At 65.2% G+C, this 15,344-nt stretch carries 14 protein-coding genes; 4 read left to right on the top strand and 10 right to left on the bottom strand.

Annotated elements, in window-relative coordinates:
• Positions 1-121: 121 nt before the first annotated feature.
• Together HT579_06590 and HT579_06585 are read left to right on the top strand one after the other, a co-directional pair.
• A complete protein-coding gene (locus HT579_06590; GenBank protein QKS28617.1) occupies positions 122-715 on the top strand; it encodes a DOMON-like domain-containing protein in 594 nt (197 codons plus the stop codon).
• Positions 715-1,926 (top strand): DUF1343 domain-containing protein, encoded by a 1,212-nt coding sequence (locus tag HT579_06585; protein ID QKS28616.1) that lies wholly within the window; start codon positions 715-717, stop codon positions 1,924-1,926. Before HT579_06590 ends, HT579_06585 begins: the two co-directional genes overlap by 1 nt.
• A gap of 206 nt (positions 1,927-2,132) precedes the next feature.
• Here the strand turns inward: HT579_06585 and glmM are convergent, their stop codons facing one another.
• From glmM to HT579_06565, 4 genes are all read right to left on the bottom strand, one after another.
• Complete coding sequence (gene glmM / locus HT579_06580; GenBank protein ID QKS28615.1) at positions 2,133-3,500, bottom strand: phosphoglucosamine mutase; 1,368 nt, start codon at positions 3,498-3,500, stop codon at positions 2,133-2,135.
• 217 nt (positions 3,501-3,717) lie between these two features.
• On the bottom strand, positions 3,718-4,566 hold the full coding sequence (folP, locus tag HT579_06575; protein ID QKS28614.1) for a dihydropteroate synthase: 849 nt from the start codon (positions 4,564-4,566) through the stop codon (positions 3,718-3,720).
• Between the two features lie 42 nt (positions 4,567-4,608).
• The gene (locus tag HT579_06570; GenBank protein ID QKS28613.1) at positions 4,609-6,495 is read right to left on the bottom strand and encodes an ATP-dependent metallopeptidase FtsH/Yme1/Tma family protein; all 1,887 of its coding nucleotides are present in this window, start codon (positions 6,493-6,495) and stop codon (positions 4,609-4,611) included.
• Between the two features lie 118 nt (positions 6,496-6,613).
• Positions 6,614-7,234: a 23S rRNA methyltransferase gene (locus HT579_06565; GenBank protein QKS28612.1), complete on the bottom strand. Its 621-nt coding sequence runs from the start codon at positions 7,232-7,234 to the stop codon at positions 6,614-6,616.
• Between the two features lie 44 nt (positions 7,235-7,278).
• Here HT579_06565 and HT579_06560 point away from each other — a divergent pair, with 44 nt between their 5' ends.
• The gene (locus tag HT579_06560) at positions 7,279-7,638 is read left to right on the top strand and encodes a YhbY family RNA-binding protein (protein QKS28611.1); all 360 of its coding nucleotides are present in this window, start codon (positions 7,279-7,281) and stop codon (positions 7,636-7,638) included.
• A gap of 28 nt (positions 7,639-7,666) precedes the next feature.
• Here HT579_06560 and HT579_06555 read toward each other — a convergent pair whose 3' ends face one another.
• The 6 genes from HT579_06555 to HT579_06530 all read right to left on the bottom strand — a co-directional run bounded on the left by HT579_06555 (position 7,667) and on the right by HT579_06530 (position 14,552).
• Positions 7,667-8,131, bottom strand: a complete 465-nt coding sequence (locus HT579_06555; protein ID QKS28610.1) for a DUF4149 domain-containing protein — start codon at positions 8,129-8,131, stop codon at positions 7,667-7,669.
• 8 nt (positions 8,132-8,139) lie between these two features.
• Positions 8,140-8,616 carry a transcription elongation factor GreA gene (greA, locus tag HT579_06550; GenBank protein QKS28609.1) on the bottom strand — a complete coding sequence of 159 codons (477 nt, stop codon included), beginning with the start codon at positions 8,614-8,616 and terminating at the stop codon, positions 8,140-8,142.
• Positions 8,617-8,687: 71 nt separating this feature from the next.
• Positions 8,688-11,894, bottom strand: a complete 3,207-nt coding sequence (gene carB, locus HT579_06545) for a carbamoyl-phosphate synthase large subunit (protein QKS28608.1) — start codon at positions 11,892-11,894, stop codon at positions 8,688-8,690.
• Positions 11,872-13,029, bottom strand: a complete 1,158-nt coding sequence (gene carA / locus HT579_06540) for a glutamine-hydrolyzing carbamoyl-phosphate synthase small subunit (GenBank protein ID QKS31539.1) — start codon at positions 13,027-13,029, stop codon at positions 11,872-11,874. The genes carB and carA overlap by 23 nt, the downstream gene beginning before the upstream one ends.
• A 232-nt stretch (positions 13,030-13,261) precedes the next feature.
• Positions 13,262-14,068 (bottom strand): 4-hydroxy-tetrahydrodipicolinate reductase, encoded by an 807-nt coding sequence (dapB, locus tag HT579_06535; protein QKS28607.1) that lies wholly within the window; start codon positions 14,066-14,068, stop codon positions 13,262-13,264.
• Between the two features lies 1 nt (position 14,069).
• Complete coding sequence (locus HT579_06530; GenBank protein ID QKS31538.1) at positions 14,070-14,552, bottom strand: outer membrane protein assembly factor BamE; 483 nt, start codon at positions 14,550-14,552, stop codon at positions 14,070-14,072.
• A gap of 178 nt (positions 14,553-14,730) precedes the next feature.
• On the opposite strand from HT579_06530, the gene fur reads away from it, so the two are divergent.
• Positions 14,731-15,198, top strand: a complete 468-nt coding sequence (gene fur, locus HT579_06525; GenBank protein ID QKS28606.1) for a ferric iron uptake transcriptional regulator — start codon at positions 14,731-14,733, stop codon at positions 15,196-15,198.
• Positions 15,199-15,344 lie beyond the last annotated feature (146 nt).

Raw genomic sequence — 15,344 nt, 5'->3', positions numbered from 1 at the left:
GCGGATGAGTCGTCGGCAGCCGGTGCCGCCTGAACGCCCGCCCGGCGTGCGCGCGGCAGGGCGCGGCAAGCGGTACAGAGGGTAGAATTCGGGCTCCTGCCGGTACGCAACCATCCTGCCGATGCCTGTCACCGAATTCCCCCTGACCCTCCTCTGCCACCCGGCAACGCCGACGCCCGTAGTCCGATCGGTCGAGGCGCGCGCAGAAAGGACCACCAGCGGCGACCTCACGCTGGCCTACCGGCTGCGCGGCGACATGGTGCGCCTGCGAATCCCGCCGCCCGCGACTCCCGGGCGTGCCAACGGCCTCTGGGAACACAGCTGCTTCGAGGCCTTCATCGGCATCGCTGGCGAGCCCGCGTACCTGGAGTTCAACTTCTCGCCATCCGGTGAATGGGCAAGCTACGCCTTCAAAGCCTACCGCCAGCCCGCAGCCGAGCCCGCGTCGCTGCCGGCGCCGCAGCTGACGGCCAGGCTGTCGGCCGGCCGCCTCGAACTCGAGGTGCTGGTTGCCGCCGCGGCCTTGCCGGCAGAGGCTGCCACGGCGACACTGCAGGTTGGTCTCGCCGCAGTGGTCGAAGCTGCCGATGTCGTCGATGGCAGCCACAGCTACTGGGCCTTGCACCATCCGGCCGGTCGGCCGGACTTTCATCATCGCGACGGCTTTCGCCTCGTGCTCGCGCCGGCTGCCGATTCTGCCTCAAGGAATTCCTGATGCCCACCCTCCTCTGCGGCCTCGACCGTTTGCTCAGCGACCCCGACCTGCGGCGGCCCCTGCGTGGCCGCAGGCTGGCGCTGCTCGCCCACCCGGCATCGGTCAGCGCCGACCTCAGGCATGCGCTCGACGCGCTGGCGGAACTGCCCGATCTGCGCCTGACCGCCGCGTTCGGACCGCAGCACGGATTGCGCGGCGACAAGCAGGACAACATGGTCGAGTCGGCCGAGTTCTTCGACCCGCAGCACGGCATCCCGGTATTCAGCCTCTACGGTACGGTACGACGGCCGACCGCGGAGATGATGTCGAGCTTCGACGTCCTGCTGGTCGACCTGCAGGATCTGGGCTGCCGCATCTACACCTTCATCACCACGCTGCTGTACGTTCTCGAGGCTGCCGCCCTGCGGGGCAAGGAAGTATGGATCCTGGACCGACCGAACCCGGTCGGGCGGCCGGTCGAAGGATTGCTGCTGCGCCCCGGCTGGCAGAGCTTCGTCGGTGCCGGACCGCTGCCGATGCGCCACGGCCTCACGATGGGCGAACTCGCCTGCTGGTTCGTCAGCGAGTTCGAACTCGAACTCGACTGCACGGTCATCCGGATGCATGGCTGGGCGCCGGCGTCGGCACCCGGCTACGGCTGGCCGACCGGCCAGCGCAGCTGGATCAACCCGAGCCCCAACGCGCCCAGCCTGGCGATGGCGCGCTGTTATGCCGGCACCGTGATGCTCGAGGGCAGCTCACTTTCCGAGGGGCGCGGCACGACCCGCCCGCTCGAGCTGTTTGGCGCACCCGACGTCGACGCGCGCCGGCTGATCGCCGGCATGCATGCGCTGGCGCCGACCTGGCTGCAGGGCTGCCGCCTGCGCGCGTGCTGGTTCGAGCCGACCTTCCACAAACATGCCGGACAGCTCTGCCACGGCATCCAGATCCATGTCGACGACGACGCCTACGGGCACGAGATGTTCCGTCCGTGGCGCTTGCAGAGTCTCGCTTTCAAGGTCTTGCGGCAACTGCAGCCGGACTACCCGCTGTGGCGTGATTTTCCGTACGAGTACGAACTCGATCGGCTGGCGATCGACCTGATAAGCGGCTCGCCCCTGCTGCGGCAGTGGGTCGACGATCCGACGGCAACACCCGGCGACCTCGATGCGATCAGTCGCGCCGACGAAGACGCGTGGTTGCAGATGCGCCAGGACTTCCTGCTCTATTGAGCGAGCGGCAACCAGTCGTTGGCAGCAGACCGGGACGCAGGTGCCGGCAGAGCTGCAGCCAGCAGGCTACAAGCCGCTCGCCGACAGCCGTCCGGGGTGCACCACCGGCCGTCGGCGGAATGAACGGAGGGTGACGCCGCGAATCGGCCACGGCGCGGCATTCAGGAACTCGCGGCCCGCCCCGTGGCACTCGCCCCGACGGCCGACTACGACGAAACCGCTTCGCGAACAGCCGCGGCAAGTTTCTCTGCGGCACTGCTGACCAACAGCGAATCCTGCCCTTCCACCATCACGCGCAACAACGGCTCGGTTCCGGAAGCGCGCAGCAACACCCGCCCGCATCCCTGAAGGTCGCGCTCGACCTCGGCACGCGCGGCCGCGATCAGCGCATGCTCCTGCCACGGAAAGCCCTTGCTCAACGCGACGTTGATGAGCTTCTGCGGATACAGTTGCAGGCAGCCCAGCAGTTGCTGCAGGTCGCAGCCTTCCTCGCGCAGCGCACACAACACCTGCAACGCGGAGACGATGCCGTCGCCGGTGGTGTGCCGGTCGAGACAGAGGATGTGGCCCGAGTTTTCGCCACCATAAAGCCAGCCCTTCTGCCGCAACATGTCCATGACGTAGCGGTCGCCAACGGCAGCACGGACGAACGGAACCTTGAGTTCGCCGAGGGCGTGTTCGAGAGCCAGATTGGTCATCAGCGTGCCGACGACTCCGGCGACCGCGCCTTGTCGCAATCGGCTCCGCACCACCGCAAACAGCAACTGGTCGCCATCATAGACCTGGCCCCGCGAATCGACCATGATCAAGCGGTCGGCGTCACCGTCAAGCGCGATCCCGAGATCGGCCGCCTGCGCCACGACTGCCTTGGACAAAGCGGCGGGCGCTGTAGCGCCGACATCCTGGTTGATGTTGAGTCCATTGGGTTCGGTGCCGATGTCGCTGACTTCGGCCCCCAGTTCGTGAAAGACATGCGGCGCGAGATGATAGGCAGCACCGTTGGCACAATCGACGACGATCTTCAGCCCGCGCAGGTCCATCTCGAAGGGAAAGGTGCCCTTGCAGAACTCGATGTAGCGCCCGTCGGCGTCGTCGATCCGCCGCGCCCGCCCGAGACCTGCGGAGGGAACACAGGTCAGCGGTTCATCCAGAGCCGCCTCGATTTCGAGTTCCATCTCGTCGGGCAGCTTGCTTCCGTTCGCCGCAAAGAACTTGATCCCATTGTCGTAGTACGGGTTGTGCGACGCCGAGATGACGATGCCGGCCTGCAGGCGCAGTGCGCGAGTGAGGTACGCAATGGCCGGCGTCGGCATCGGTCCGACCAGGCAGACATCGACGCCGGCCGCGGAAAACCCGGCTTCGAGTGCCGCCTCGAGCATGTAGCCCGAGATCCGGGTGTCTTTGCCGATCAGCACCGCCGGCCGGTCGCCTGGCTTGGCATGGCTGCGCGCACTGTCGCGCGCAGCCAGGACCCGCCCCGCAGCATGTCCCAGCCGCATGACAAACTCGGGCGTGATCGGCGTCTCGCCGACGCGCCCGCGGACGCCATCGGTGCCAAAATACTTTCTCGTCACGATTTTCTCTCCCCTTGAGCACAGCTGCCGACTGGCACCTGTCACGCAAGTGACATTTTACGCACAGGACTGGGACCTGCACCGCCAATTAACGCACAAACGGGGCCTGTGACGCGACTGCCGACAGCGGTTCGCGCCCCTTACCGGCGTGCGTAAAGCATGCCCGCCTGCCGCCGGGGATCGCCGGGGAGAGCGTGGGGTGCCGGGGCGGGGGTCGTCAAGGAACCAGTGCCGGCGACGCAGCGGCCGCGCCGCGCATTCCCTGCCAGACGGCAATGGCGTCGCGCGTTTCGGCCACATCGTGAACGCGCAGGATGCGCGCACCGCGCTCGACAGCCAGGACGGCGGCGGCGATGTTGGCCGCGAGGCGCTCGCCGAGCGGGCGCCCGGTGATGGCACCGAGCATCGACTTGCGCGACAGCCCTGCCAGCACCGGCAGGCCTTCGCCCGCCAGCCGGTCGAGGCCACGCAGCAATTCCAGATTGTGCTGCAGGGTCTTGCCGAAGCAGAAGCCCGGGTCGAGCACCAGACGCTCGTCACTGATGCCGGCTGCCCTCGCCGCCTGCACGCGGCGGCGCAGGAAGAGGCGTACCTCGGCCACGACGTTGCGGTACGAGGGCTGCTGCTGCATCGTCAGCGGCTCTCCCTGCATGTGCATCAGGCAGACCGCGCAATCGCTGCCGGCCACTGCCTCGACAGCCCCGGGCATGCGCAAGCCGTAGATGTCATTGATCATCGATGCACCGTGCCGCAGGGCGGCACGCATCACCTCCGGCTTGTAGGTATCGACGGAGATCGGCACGCCACAGCCGACAAGCCCGTCGAGTACCGGCAGCAGTCGATCCAGTTCGTCATCTGCGCTGACCGGCAGCGCGCCGGGACGGGAGGACTCCGCGCCCAAGTCGAGCAGGTCGGCACCCGCGTCGATCTGCTTCTGCGCCCGTGCAACCGCCGCAGCCGTGTCACCGGCAAGGCCGTCGCCCGAGAAGGAGTCGTCAGTCAGGTTGACGATGCCCATCAGCAATGGGCGATCGATGGCCAGTTGGAAACGTCCGCAACGCAGCATGCGACAGCGAATCCGGTCGGCTGCAGCCGCCGTCCTCTCGCGTCAGGCGGGGGCCGGCGGCGCGCTCGGCGCCGCGTCGGGCGCGTTGTGATCGCTCTTGTTGGCCGAAGGCAGCTGTGTCTGCTTTGGCGGCCGCGGCGGCTTGCCGTGCATGATGTCATTGATCTGGTCGGCATCGATCGTTTCCAACTCGAGCAGCGCCGCCGCCATCGCCTCGACCTTGTCGCGGTGCTCCTCCAGCAGACGGCGGGCGAGGGCGTACTGTTCGTCGATGATGCGGCGGATCTCGCGGTCTACCTTCTCCATCGTCGCTTCCGACATGTTCTTGTGCGTCGTCACCGATCGCCCAAGGAAGACCTCGCCTTCGTTCTCCCCGTACACCATCGGACCCAGGGCGTCCGACATGCCGTAGCGAGTGACCATGTCACGTGCCATCTGCGTCGCGCGCTCGAAGTCGTTCGAGGCACCGGTCGTCATCTGGTTCATGAACAGTTCTTCGGCAATCCGGCCGCCGAAGAGAACGGCAATGCGACTCATCAGGTAGACGCGGTCATAGGCGTAGCGATCCTCTTCAGGCAACTGCATGGTCAGTCCCAAGGCACGACCACGCGGAATGATCGTCACCTTGTGTACCGGATCCGACTTCGGCATGAGCTTGGCAACCACCGCATGCCCCGACTCGTGATAGGCCGTATTGCGCCTCTCGTCCTCGTTCATGACCATGCTCCGCCGCTCGGCGCCCATCATGATCTTGTCCTTGGCCTTCTCGAAATCCTCCATGTCCACCAGGCGCTTGTTGCCGCGAGCGGCAAAAAGCGCCGCTTCGTTGACCAGATTGGCGAGGTCGGCACCCGAAAAGCCCGGTGTGCCGCGAGCGATGATGTCAGCCTTGACATCCGGTGACAGCGGTACCTTTCGCATGTGCACCACCAGGATCTGTTCGCGGCCACGGATGTCGGGCAGCGGAACGACCACCTGGCGATCGAAGCGGCCCGGACGCATCAGTGCAGGATCCAGCACGTCCGGCCGGTTGGTCGCGGCAATGACGATGACGCCGACACTGCCTTCGAAGCCGTCCATTTCGACCAGCATCTGGTTCAGCGTCTGCTCGCGTTCGTCGTTGCCACCGCCGAGGCCAGCACCACGCTGGCGGCCGACGGCATCGAGCTCATCGATGAAGATGATGCACGGAGCGTGCTTCTTGGCGTTCTTGAACATGTCGCGAACCCGCGCAGCACCGACACCGACGAACATCTCCACGAAATCCGAGCCGGAAATGGAAAAGAAGGGTACCTTGGCCTCGCCGGCAATGGCCTTCGCCAGCAGCGTCTTGCCGGTTCCCGGATTGCCGACGAGCAGCACGCCCTTCGGGATGCGTCCGCCAAGTTTCTGGAACTTCGACGGGTCGCGCAGGAAGTCGACGAGTTCGGAGACTTCTTCCTTCGCCTCGTCGCAGCCGGCAACGTCGGCAAAAGTGATTGTGTTGGTCGACTCGTCAAGCAGGCGCGCCTTGCTCTTGCCGAACGAAAAGGCACCACCGCGGCCGCCGCCCTGCATCTGGCGCATGAAGAAGATCCAGACGCCGATCAGCAGCAGCATCGGGAACCAGCTGACGAAGATGCTCATCAGGAACGACTGCTCTTCTTCCGGCTTGGCTTCGATCTTGACGCCGTGCTTGAGAAGATCCGAGACCATCCACAGGTCGGGCGGAGCATAGCTCGTCAGCTTGCGACCATCGGTGGTCGTTGCCTTGAGGACCCGCCCCTCGATCACCACCTTGGCGATGTTGCCCTTGCCGACCTCCTCGATGAACTGCGAGTACTCCATCGACTGCTGGGCCACCTGGCGATTGTTGAACTGGTTGAAAACGGTCATCAGGACGAGACCGATCACCAGCCAGACTGCCAGATTCTTGAACATGTTATTCAATGTGTCACCTCATCGTCTTGCCCGCACGGCCGGTCTCGAGAGTACCCACCATTCTTGCAGAATTGCATTCTAAACCGATTCCCAGCCGGAGAATCAAGCAAAAGCCTTTGACTTCCCGTCAAGCTTTGAGACCCCTGCCGAGAAGATATACTTCCGGGCTGCGATCACGCGAGGCATCCGGTTTGCGCAGGCACACCAACCTGAAGTGCAGGCGCATCTGGACGAGAAAATCGTCGAAGCCCTGACCCTGAAAGACTTTGACCAGCAGACAGCCGTCCGGTTGCAGCCACTGACGCGCAAAGTCGAGAGCGAGTTCCGACAGATGCATGCCCTGAGCCTGATCGCACAGGCTGATGCCGGAAATATTGGGCGACATGTCGGAAAGCACCAGCCCCGGCCTCTGTTCCTGCAGCAGTTCCTGCAGACGATCGAGTACCTCCTGCTGGCGAAAGTCGCCCGGCAGGAAGACGACGCCCGGCAGCGGCTCCATGGCCAGCATGTCGACCGCAATGACCCGACCCCGACCCTGCTGGCGCTTCGCGACCACCTGCGACCAGCCGCCCGGACTCGCGCCCAGATCGACCACCAGATCGCCAGGGCGGAGCAGATGGTCCCGGTCGTCGATCTGCAGGAGCTTGTAGGCGGCGCGCGAGCGGTAGCCTTCTGCCCTGGCCCGCTGGACATAACTGTCGCTGACGTGCTCACGCAACCAGGCGTTGCTCGATCGGCTGCGCTTCATGGCTGGAAACCCGCTAGAATGGGTCCTCCATCGAGGGACCCAGCATGCTCAACCTGAACTCCGAAGAGCGGCGCGCGCTGCGCGCCCGCGCCCATTCTCTGCAGCCGGTGGTGGCGATCAGCCAGAACGGACTCTCCGAACCGGTCGTGCGGGAAATCGACGCCAGCCTGGCGGCGCACGAACTGATCAAGGTACGGGTCTACAACGATGACCGCGAAGAGCGCGAGAACTTCCTCGCCAGTCTTTGCGAGCGGCTGGCTGCGGCGCCGGTGCAGCACATCGGCAAGCTCCTCGTTCTCTGGCGGCCGCGCCCGGAGCAGCAGGCAGCGCCGCACCGGGGGCGCCTGCGGCGCAACCTGCCACGGCGCAGCAAACGCAGTTTCCAGGGCAACACCGACGGCTGACCCGCCCGCGCGGCGGCCACCCGCGCGCCTAGCGAACACCGCGCGCCGCGGCGGCAACCAGCAGCAGGCCGACGAGACTCTGCAACAGGTAGAGGATGCTGGATACGCCATGCCAGGCCGCAAAGCGGTCACGCAAGACACTCGCCATGACCTCGCGCGGCAGGGCGTCGGCCTTGAGCTGCGCGAGCAGTGGCTGGACGCCGAAGAGACCGACGACCGTCAGCAGCAACATCAGGATCAGCAGCCAGAAATCCCAACGCCGCAGTGCCGCTCTGCGCAGGCGTACGAGCAGGAAAAGCAACACATAGATGGCACACACCAGCCCCACCCAGCCGATCAGTTCGAACAGGCGGCCGGCCAGCTGGCCGGCCAGCTGGCGGTCGTTGCTCAGGGCGTGAAACAGCGTTGGCGCGACCAGGTAGCCGATCGACCACAGGCCACCCACCCAGAGCGTCAGGGCGACCCCATGCAGAATCTCGGCAAGGCGCCGCATGAAGGCGCTCACTCGTAGCGAACGTCGATGACTTCGTATTCGCGAACGCCGCCCGGTGCCTGCACCTCGGCGATGTCGCCGGCGAACTTGCCGATGAGCGCCCGCGCGATCGGCGAATTGATCGAGATCTTGCCGCCCTTGATGTCGGCCTCGTCTTCGCCGACGATCTGGTAGCACACCCGGACGCCGGTTTCCTGGTCCTCGAGGTCGAGCGTTGCGCCAAAGACGCAGCGCCCGTCGGCATCGAGGAGCTTCGGGTCGATGACCTGGGCGTTGGCGAGCTTGCTCTCGAACTCCTTGATGCGGCCCTCGATGAAGCCCTGCCTTTCCTTGGCAGCGTCGTACTCGGCATTCTCCGAAAGGTCGCCGTGCGAGCGCGCCTCGGCGATCGCCGCAATCGCCCGCGGACGCTCGACGCTCTTCAGGTGATGCAGTTCGGCACGCAGCTGTTCTGCGCCCTTGACGGTTACGGGTACTTTGCTCATATCGTTCGCTGCCAGTGACAAGATTGCGGCACCGGCAACAGCAGCACGGCGCCGACGGTTGCGGGGATGGACTAATGAAGTTGCGCGTGCAGCTCCTGTATCGGGTAGACCACCAGCTCACCACGGTTCCTGATCCCCGCCACTGCCGCTTCGGCGCCCCAGATCGTCGTGTAGATCGTCACCCGCGCCGCCAGCCCCGAGGTGCGAATCGATCGCGAGTCGCTGATCGCCTTGCGCTTCTCGTCGACGGTGTTGATGATCAGAACGATCTCGTTGTTCTTGATCATGTCGACGACGTGTGGACGCCCCTCGGTCACCTTGTTCACCGACGTCACGGCGATGCCCGCAGCGGCGATCGCCGCCGCTGTCCCGCGCGTCGCGAGCAGCGTGAAGCCGGCAGCCTGCAGTTCGGCCGCGATCTTCACCGCCTTCACCTTGTCCGAATCCTTGACACTGACGAACACCTGTCCGGAACTGGGCAAGCGCACGCTCGCAGCCAGCTGGCTCTTGACGAACGCCTCGGAAAAGCTGCGCCCGACGCCCATCACCTCGCCCGTCGACTTCATCTCCGGGCCGAGAATGGTGTCGACGCCGCGAAACTTGATGAAGGGGAAAACGGCCTCCTTGACCGAGAAGTAATCGGGCACCACCTCACTGGTGAGGCCCTGGCTGGCCAGCGACCTGCCGACCATGCAACGGGCGGCGATCTTCGCCAGCGGCCGCCCGGTCGCCTTCGAGACGAAGGGAACGGTACGCGATGCGCGCGGGTTGACCTCGAGAACGAAGACGACTCCCTTCTGGATGGCAAACTGGATGTTCATCAGCCCGCAGACCTTGAGGCCCCTGGCGAGAAGTCGTGTCTGCCGGCGCAACTCGTCCTGCATTTCGGGGGCCAGCGTATAGGGCGGCAGCGAGCAGGCGGAATCGCCGGAGTGCACCCCGGCCTGTTCGATGTGCTCCATGACGCCACCGATCAGCACCTCGTCGCCATCACACAGCGCGTCGACGTCGACCTCCGACGCATCGTTCAGGAAACGGTCGAGAAGCACCGGCGAATCATTCGAGACCTTGACGGCTTCCCGCATGTAACGCTCGAGGTCACGCTCCTCATGGACGATCTCCATCGCCCGGCCGCCGAGGACGTAGGACGGTCGCACCACCAGCGGATAGCCGATCTCGGCAGCCAGGCGCAACGCCTCCGGCTCCGTCCGGGCAGTCCGGTTGGCCGGCTGTCGCAGATCAAGCGCATGCAGCAGGTGCTGGAAACGCTCGCGATCCTCGGCGGCGTCAATCATGTCCGGGCTGGTGCCGATGATCGGCACGCCATTGGCTTCGAGGTCGCGCGCCAGCTTGAGCGGCGTCTGACCACCGAACTGGACGATGACCCCGAGCGGCTTCTCGACGGCAACGATCTCGAGCACGTCCTCGAGCGTCAACGGCTCGAAATAGAGGCGATCGGAGGTATCGTAATCGGTGGATACCGTCTCCGGGTTGCAGTTCACCATGATCGTCTCGTAGCCGTCGGCACGCATCGCCAGCGCGGCATGGACGCAGCAGTAGTCGAACTCGATTCCCTGGCCGATGCGGTTGGGCCCGCCACCGAGGACCATGATCTTCTGCCGGTTGGTGGGTCGCGACTCGCACTCTTCCTCATAGGTCGAGTACATGTACGCGGTATGCGTGGCGAACTCGGCGGCGCAGGTATCGACGCGCTTGAAGACCGGCCGCAGCTGCCACTCGTGGCGACGTTGGCGAACCGCTGTCTGGGTCGTCCGCATCAGGGTGGCGAGCCGCTTGTCGGAGAAGCCAGCCCGCTTGAGATGCAGCAGTTCGTCGCGCGACAGCGAGCCGAGGTCGCGGCCGCGAACCCGCTCGGCCTTGCGGTAGAGATCCTCGATCTGCGCCAGAAACCAGGGGTCGATCGCCGTCAGCCGATGGATTTCGTCGAGCGACATGCCGATCCGGAAGGCATCGGCAAGATACCAGATGCGCTCGGGACGGGCCTCGCTCAGGGCAGCCTCGATCTCCTCGCGGTCGGCGCTCTTCTCGTCGAAGCCATCGACACCGACCTCGAGCCCGCGCAGCGCCTTCTGCAGCGATTCCTGGAAAGTACGCCCGATCGCCATCACCTCGCCCACCGACTTCATCTGCGTCGTCAGCCGTGAGTCCGCCTCGGGAAACTTCTCGAAGGCAAAACGCGGCACCTTGGTCACCACGTAGTCGATCGACGGCTCGAAGGAGGCGGGAGTGAGGCCACCGGTGATCTCGTTCGCCAGTTCGTCCAGCGTATAGCCTACCGCCAGTTTCGCCGCCACTCTGGCAATCGGGAAGCCGGTCGCCTTCGATGCCAGCGCCGACGAGCGCGAGACACGTGGGTTCATTTCGATGACGATCATCCGTCCATCGTCCGGGCAGATGGCGAACTGGACGTTCGAGCCGCCGGTGTCGACGCCGATCTCGCGCAGGACCGCGATCGAGGCGTCGCGCATGATCTGGTATTCCTTGTCGGTCAGTGTCTGCGCCGGCGCGATGGTGATCGAATCGCCCGTATGTACACCCATCGGATCGAAGTTCTCGATCGAACAGACGATGATGCAGTTGTCCCGCCTGTCGCGGACAACTTCCATTTCGAACTCCTTCCAGCCGATCAGCGACTCCTCGATCAGCAGTTCGCGCGTCGGACTGGCCTCGAGACCGCGCTTGCAGATCTCGATGAACTCCTCCTGGTTGTAGGCGATTCCGCCACCCGAACCGCCCATGGTGAAGGAAGGCCGGATGATCGCCGGATAGCCGATCATCGCCTGGACCTGCAGCGCTTCCTCCATCGAGTGCGCCACCGACGAGCGTGCCGAACCGAGTCCGATGCGGGTCATTGCCGCCTTGAACTTCTCGCGGTCCTCGGCCTTGTCGATCGCCTGGCGTGTGGCGCCGATCATCTCGACGGAATGGCGATCGAGGATGCCGTGCCGGGCCAGGTCGAGCGCGCAGTTGAGCGCGGTCTGACCACCCATGGTCGGCAACAGCGCATCCGGCCGCTCGCGGTCGATGATCTTCTCGAGCACGCGCCAGGTGATCGGTTCGATGTAGGTCACATCGGCCATTTCCGGATCGGTCATGATCGTGGCTGGATTGGAATTCACCAGGATCACGCGATAGCCCTCTTCACGCAGGGCCTTGCACGCCTGCGCCCCCGAATAATCGAACTCGCAGGCCTGGCCGATGACGATCGGCCCGGCGCCGATGATCAGAATGCTCTCAATGTCTGTGCGCTTGGGCATCTTGCCTCTTCTCGTCGTGCATCATCTGGACAAAGCGGTCGAACAGGTAGGCGATGTCGTGCGGCCCCGGACTCGCCTCAGGATGGCCCTGGAAGGAAAACGCCGGCACGTCGGCACGCGCAACACCCTGCAGCGAGCCGTCGAAGAGCGAAGCGTGGGTGCGCATCAGGTTCGCCGGCAGGGTGTCGGCATCGACCGCAAAACCATGGTTCTGACTGGTGATCAGGACCTGACCGGTCTGCAGATCCTTGACCGGGTGGTTGGCACCATGGTGCCCGAACTTCATCTTCATCGTCCTGGCGCCTGAGGCCAGCGCCAGCAACTGGTGGCCCAGACAGATGCCGAAGGTCGGCACGCGTCGGGCCAGGATCTCGCGGATGGCGTCGATCGCGTAATCGCAGGGCTCCGGATCGCCCGGACCGTTCGACAGAAAGACCCCATCGGGCTGCCGTTCGAGGACTGCGGCGGCGGTCGTCTGCGCCGGCACCACGGTCACCCGGCAGCCACGCGCAGCCAGCATCCGCAGGATGTTGTGCTTGACGCCGTAATCGTAGGCGACGACATGCAGCCCGGCCGGCGGCGGCTCGCGGTAACCGCCCAGGCCCCAGGCGCCGCCCTCCCAGGCGTATGGTTCGCTCACACTGACGACGCGGGCCAGATCCATTCCCGCCAGACCCGGAAAGGCCCGGGCTTCGGCCAGCGCACGCTGCTCATCGATCTCCACGGCCATGATGCAGCCCGCCTGGGCACCCTGCTCGCGCAGGATGCGGGTCAGCTTGCGCGTGTCGATACCGCTGATGGCGACGATACCATGCTTCTGCAGGTAGTCCGGCAGCGTCTGCCGCAGGCGCCAGCTCGCGGCGCGCAGCGGCAGGTCGCGAATGACCAGGCCGGCAGCGTAATTGGCACGCGATTCAAAGTCCTCGTCATTGCAGCCGACGTTGCCGACATGCGGACAGGTGAGCGTGACGATCTGGCGGCAGTACGAGGGATCGGTCAGGATTTCCTGGTAACCCGTCATCGCCGTGTTGAACACGACTTCGCCGCTGCTGCTGCCAGCAGCTCCGATCGCCAGACCGCTGAAGATCGTGCCGTCAGCCAGGGCGAGAATCGCCGGTGGCAGAGTGGGGAACAAGGACACGCAAGACTCCTGTTGAAGCTGTTGAATTAGTCGCCGGTCCGGGCCGTAGATACGCAAAAGCGGGACAGGCCTTCAGCCCTCCCGCTCGGATCCTTGCCAGCCCTACCATTATACGGGAGGCAGCCGCTCTTGGGGCGACCAGGCGAAGCGGCGCAGGACACATGGCAGCGCCGCACCGACTGTGGCCAGCCGGCGGCGGCGGCGACGCGGTGAACTTGTCGGCCTCTCAGCGCAAACCGAGCACATCCTGCATGTCGAACAGGCCATTCTTCCGTTGCGCCAGAAAACGTGCCGCGCGCAGGCTCCCCAGCGCATAGGGCATGCGGCTGCTCGCCCTGTGGCCAATCTCGACGCGTTCGCCGAGACCACAGAACATGACTTGGTGGTCACCCACGATGTCGCCGCCGCGCACCGTGGCAAAGCCGATGGTCGCCGGCGCGCGCTCGCCAGTGACGCCCTGGCGGCCATAGACCGAGCATTCGGCGAGGTCGCGCCCAAGGGCCGCTGCCACCACTTCGCCCATGCGCAACGCCGTCCCCGATGGCGCATCGACCTTGTGGCGATGGTGTGCCTCGACGATCTCGACATCGTAGTCATCGGCGAGAATCCGCGCCGCAACGTCGAGCAACCGGAAGACCAGGTTGACGCCGACACTCATGTTCGGCGCAAGAACGATCGGAATCTCCTCGGCGGCAGCCCTGATCGCCCCCTTGCCGGCGGCGTCGAAACCGGTCGTGCCGATGACCATCGCCACCCCGTGGCGACGACAGATTTCCAGGTGCCCGAGGCTGGCTTCGGGACGCGTGAAATCGATCAGACAACTGGCCCGCGCGATGCCCGCTTCGTGATCACTGCTGACCGCAACGCCGCAAGGCATGCCGATCAGTTCGCCGGCATCCTTCCCCTGCACGCTCGCGTCAGGATGGTCAAGCGCCGCCACGAGGCTCGCCGCACCGTCGCGCAGCGTCGCCTCAAGCAGGGTGCGTCCCATACGGCCGCCCGCACCGGCAACCGCGATCCTCAGTTCAGTCATGTCAGAATCCCACCGTTTCCATCATGCGACCAAAAAAGCCCTTTTCGTCGGGTGGCGGCAGGACCGCGCTGCCATCGTCCGGCAGCGAACCGAGATCGATCTCGCGGTTGCGCGTTTCCGAAACGGGCTCGGTCACCCCGGGCTCCGCCGCCGCGACATCGCCGCTGACACGGACCAGCTTGCCCTCCGCGTCGAAGAAGACCGACAGCCGCCGGGTTTCGATCTCGCCCGAGCGCCCTTTCTGCAGCGAATAGAAATAGTCCCAGCGGCTGGCGTGGAACATGTCCATCAACAGCGGCGTGCCGAGAATGAAGCGCACCTGATCCCGCGACAGCCCGGGGCGCAACTGCGCCACCATGTCCTGCGTCAGGACGTTGCCCTGCTGCACATCGATCCGGTATTCCTTGACGATGCGCGGTACCGACGAACAGGCAAGCAGCGTACTGAGGGCAACGGCCGTAACGGCGACTCGCGGCAGGATCATGTTGTGGTCGAATCGTGATGTATGGAGGAGATCGGGCAGGTCGGATCGGGGCACAGGCAGTCACCGCAGCGCGTGTCGGCCGACCGCACGCCTGCAACGGTGCCGCACGGCTGGCGTCGTCGGTATATCATACTCGAAAAGACCCGTTCCCTTTGCTGCAACCGACCAAGGTACGCTGATGAGCAACCCCGAAGACCTCAAGAGTATGGGGCTGAAAGCCACCACACCCCGCCTCCGGATTCTCGCCTTGTTCGAAAAGACAGAGGTTCGCCATCTCACTGCCGAGGACGTTTACCGCCTGCTGCTCGCCGACAATCTGGATATCGGTCTGGCCACCGTCTACCGCGTGCTGACGCAGTTCGAGCAGGCAGGTCTGCTCGAACGCCACTTCTTCGAGTCCGGCAAGGCGGTGTTCGAACTGAGCCATGGGCAACACCATGACCATCTCGTCTGCATCGATTGCGGTCGCGTCGAGGAGTTCTACGATGCCGAGATCGAGCGCCGGCAGACGCGCGTGGCGAAGGAGCGCGGTTTCAGCATTCGCGAGCACGCCCTCCACCTCTACGCTCAGTGTACCAAGCCCGATTGCCCGCACCGAAACGACCCCAGCCGCGCTGCGGGCGAACGCAGCAAGCTGCCTTCCTGACGCCGGGCGCGAGTGAGGCGCGCTCGCCTCGGCGCGGCCTGACGGCGCCAGCCCATCTGCGGCAGGACGTGGGCGATGCCGGACGGACCGCACGGTGCAACGACGGCCGCCACACCGCTGCGCGGTCTGCAGCAAGGCCACGGAAA

The organism is Candidatus Accumulibacter similis (genome assembly GCA_013347225.1).
GTDB lineage: Bacteria > Pseudomonadota > Gammaproteobacteria > Burkholderiales > Rhodocyclaceae > Accumulibacter > Accumulibacter similis.
This window is presented reverse-complemented; position numbering and strand designations above follow the sequence as displayed.

What these genes read in the sequence shown, in the direction of transcription:
- HT579_06585 (QKS28616.1), top strand. Translation starts at nt 715, where the DNA reads ATGCCCACCCTCCTCTGCGGCCTCGACCGTTTGCTCAGCGACCCCGAC.
- fur (QKS28606.1), top strand. Translation starts at nt 14,731, where the DNA reads ATGAGCAACCCCGAAGACCTCAAGAGTATGGGGCTGAAAGCCACCACA.
- carB (QKS28608.1), bottom strand. Translation starts at nt 11,894, where the DNA reads ATGCCCAAGCGCACAGACATTGAGAGCATTCTGATCATCGGCGCCGGG.
- HT579_06590 (QKS28617.1), top strand. Translation starts at nt 122, where the DNA reads ATGCCTGTCACCGAATTCCCCCTGACCCTCCTCTGCCACCCGGCAACG.
- HT579_06530 (QKS31538.1), bottom strand. Translation starts at nt 14,552, where the DNA reads ATGATCCTGCCGCGAGTCGCCGTTACGGCCGTTGCCCTCAGTACGCTG.
- dapB (QKS28607.1), bottom strand. Translation starts at nt 14,068, where the DNA reads ATGACTGAACTGAGGATCGCGGTTGCCGGTGCGGGCGGCCGTATGGGA.
- HT579_06565 (QKS28612.1), bottom strand. Translation starts at nt 7,234, where the DNA reads ATGAAGCGCAGCCGATCGAGCAACGCCTGGTTGCGTGAGCACGTCAGC.
- HT579_06560 (QKS28611.1), top strand. Translation starts at nt 7,279, where the DNA reads ATGCTCAACCTGAACTCCGAAGAGCGGCGCGCGCTGCGCGCCCGCGCC.
- folP (QKS28614.1), bottom strand. Translation starts at nt 4,566, where the DNA reads ATGCTGCGTTGCGGACGTTTCCAACTGGCCATCGATCGCCCATTGCTG.
- greA (QKS28609.1), bottom strand. Translation starts at nt 8,616, where the DNA reads ATGAGCAAAGTACCCGTAACCGTCAAGGGCGCAGAACAGCTGCGTGCC.
- HT579_06555 (QKS28610.1), bottom strand. Translation starts at nt 8,131, where the DNA reads ATGCGGCGCCTTGCCGAGATTCTGCATGGGGTCGCCCTGACGCTCTGG.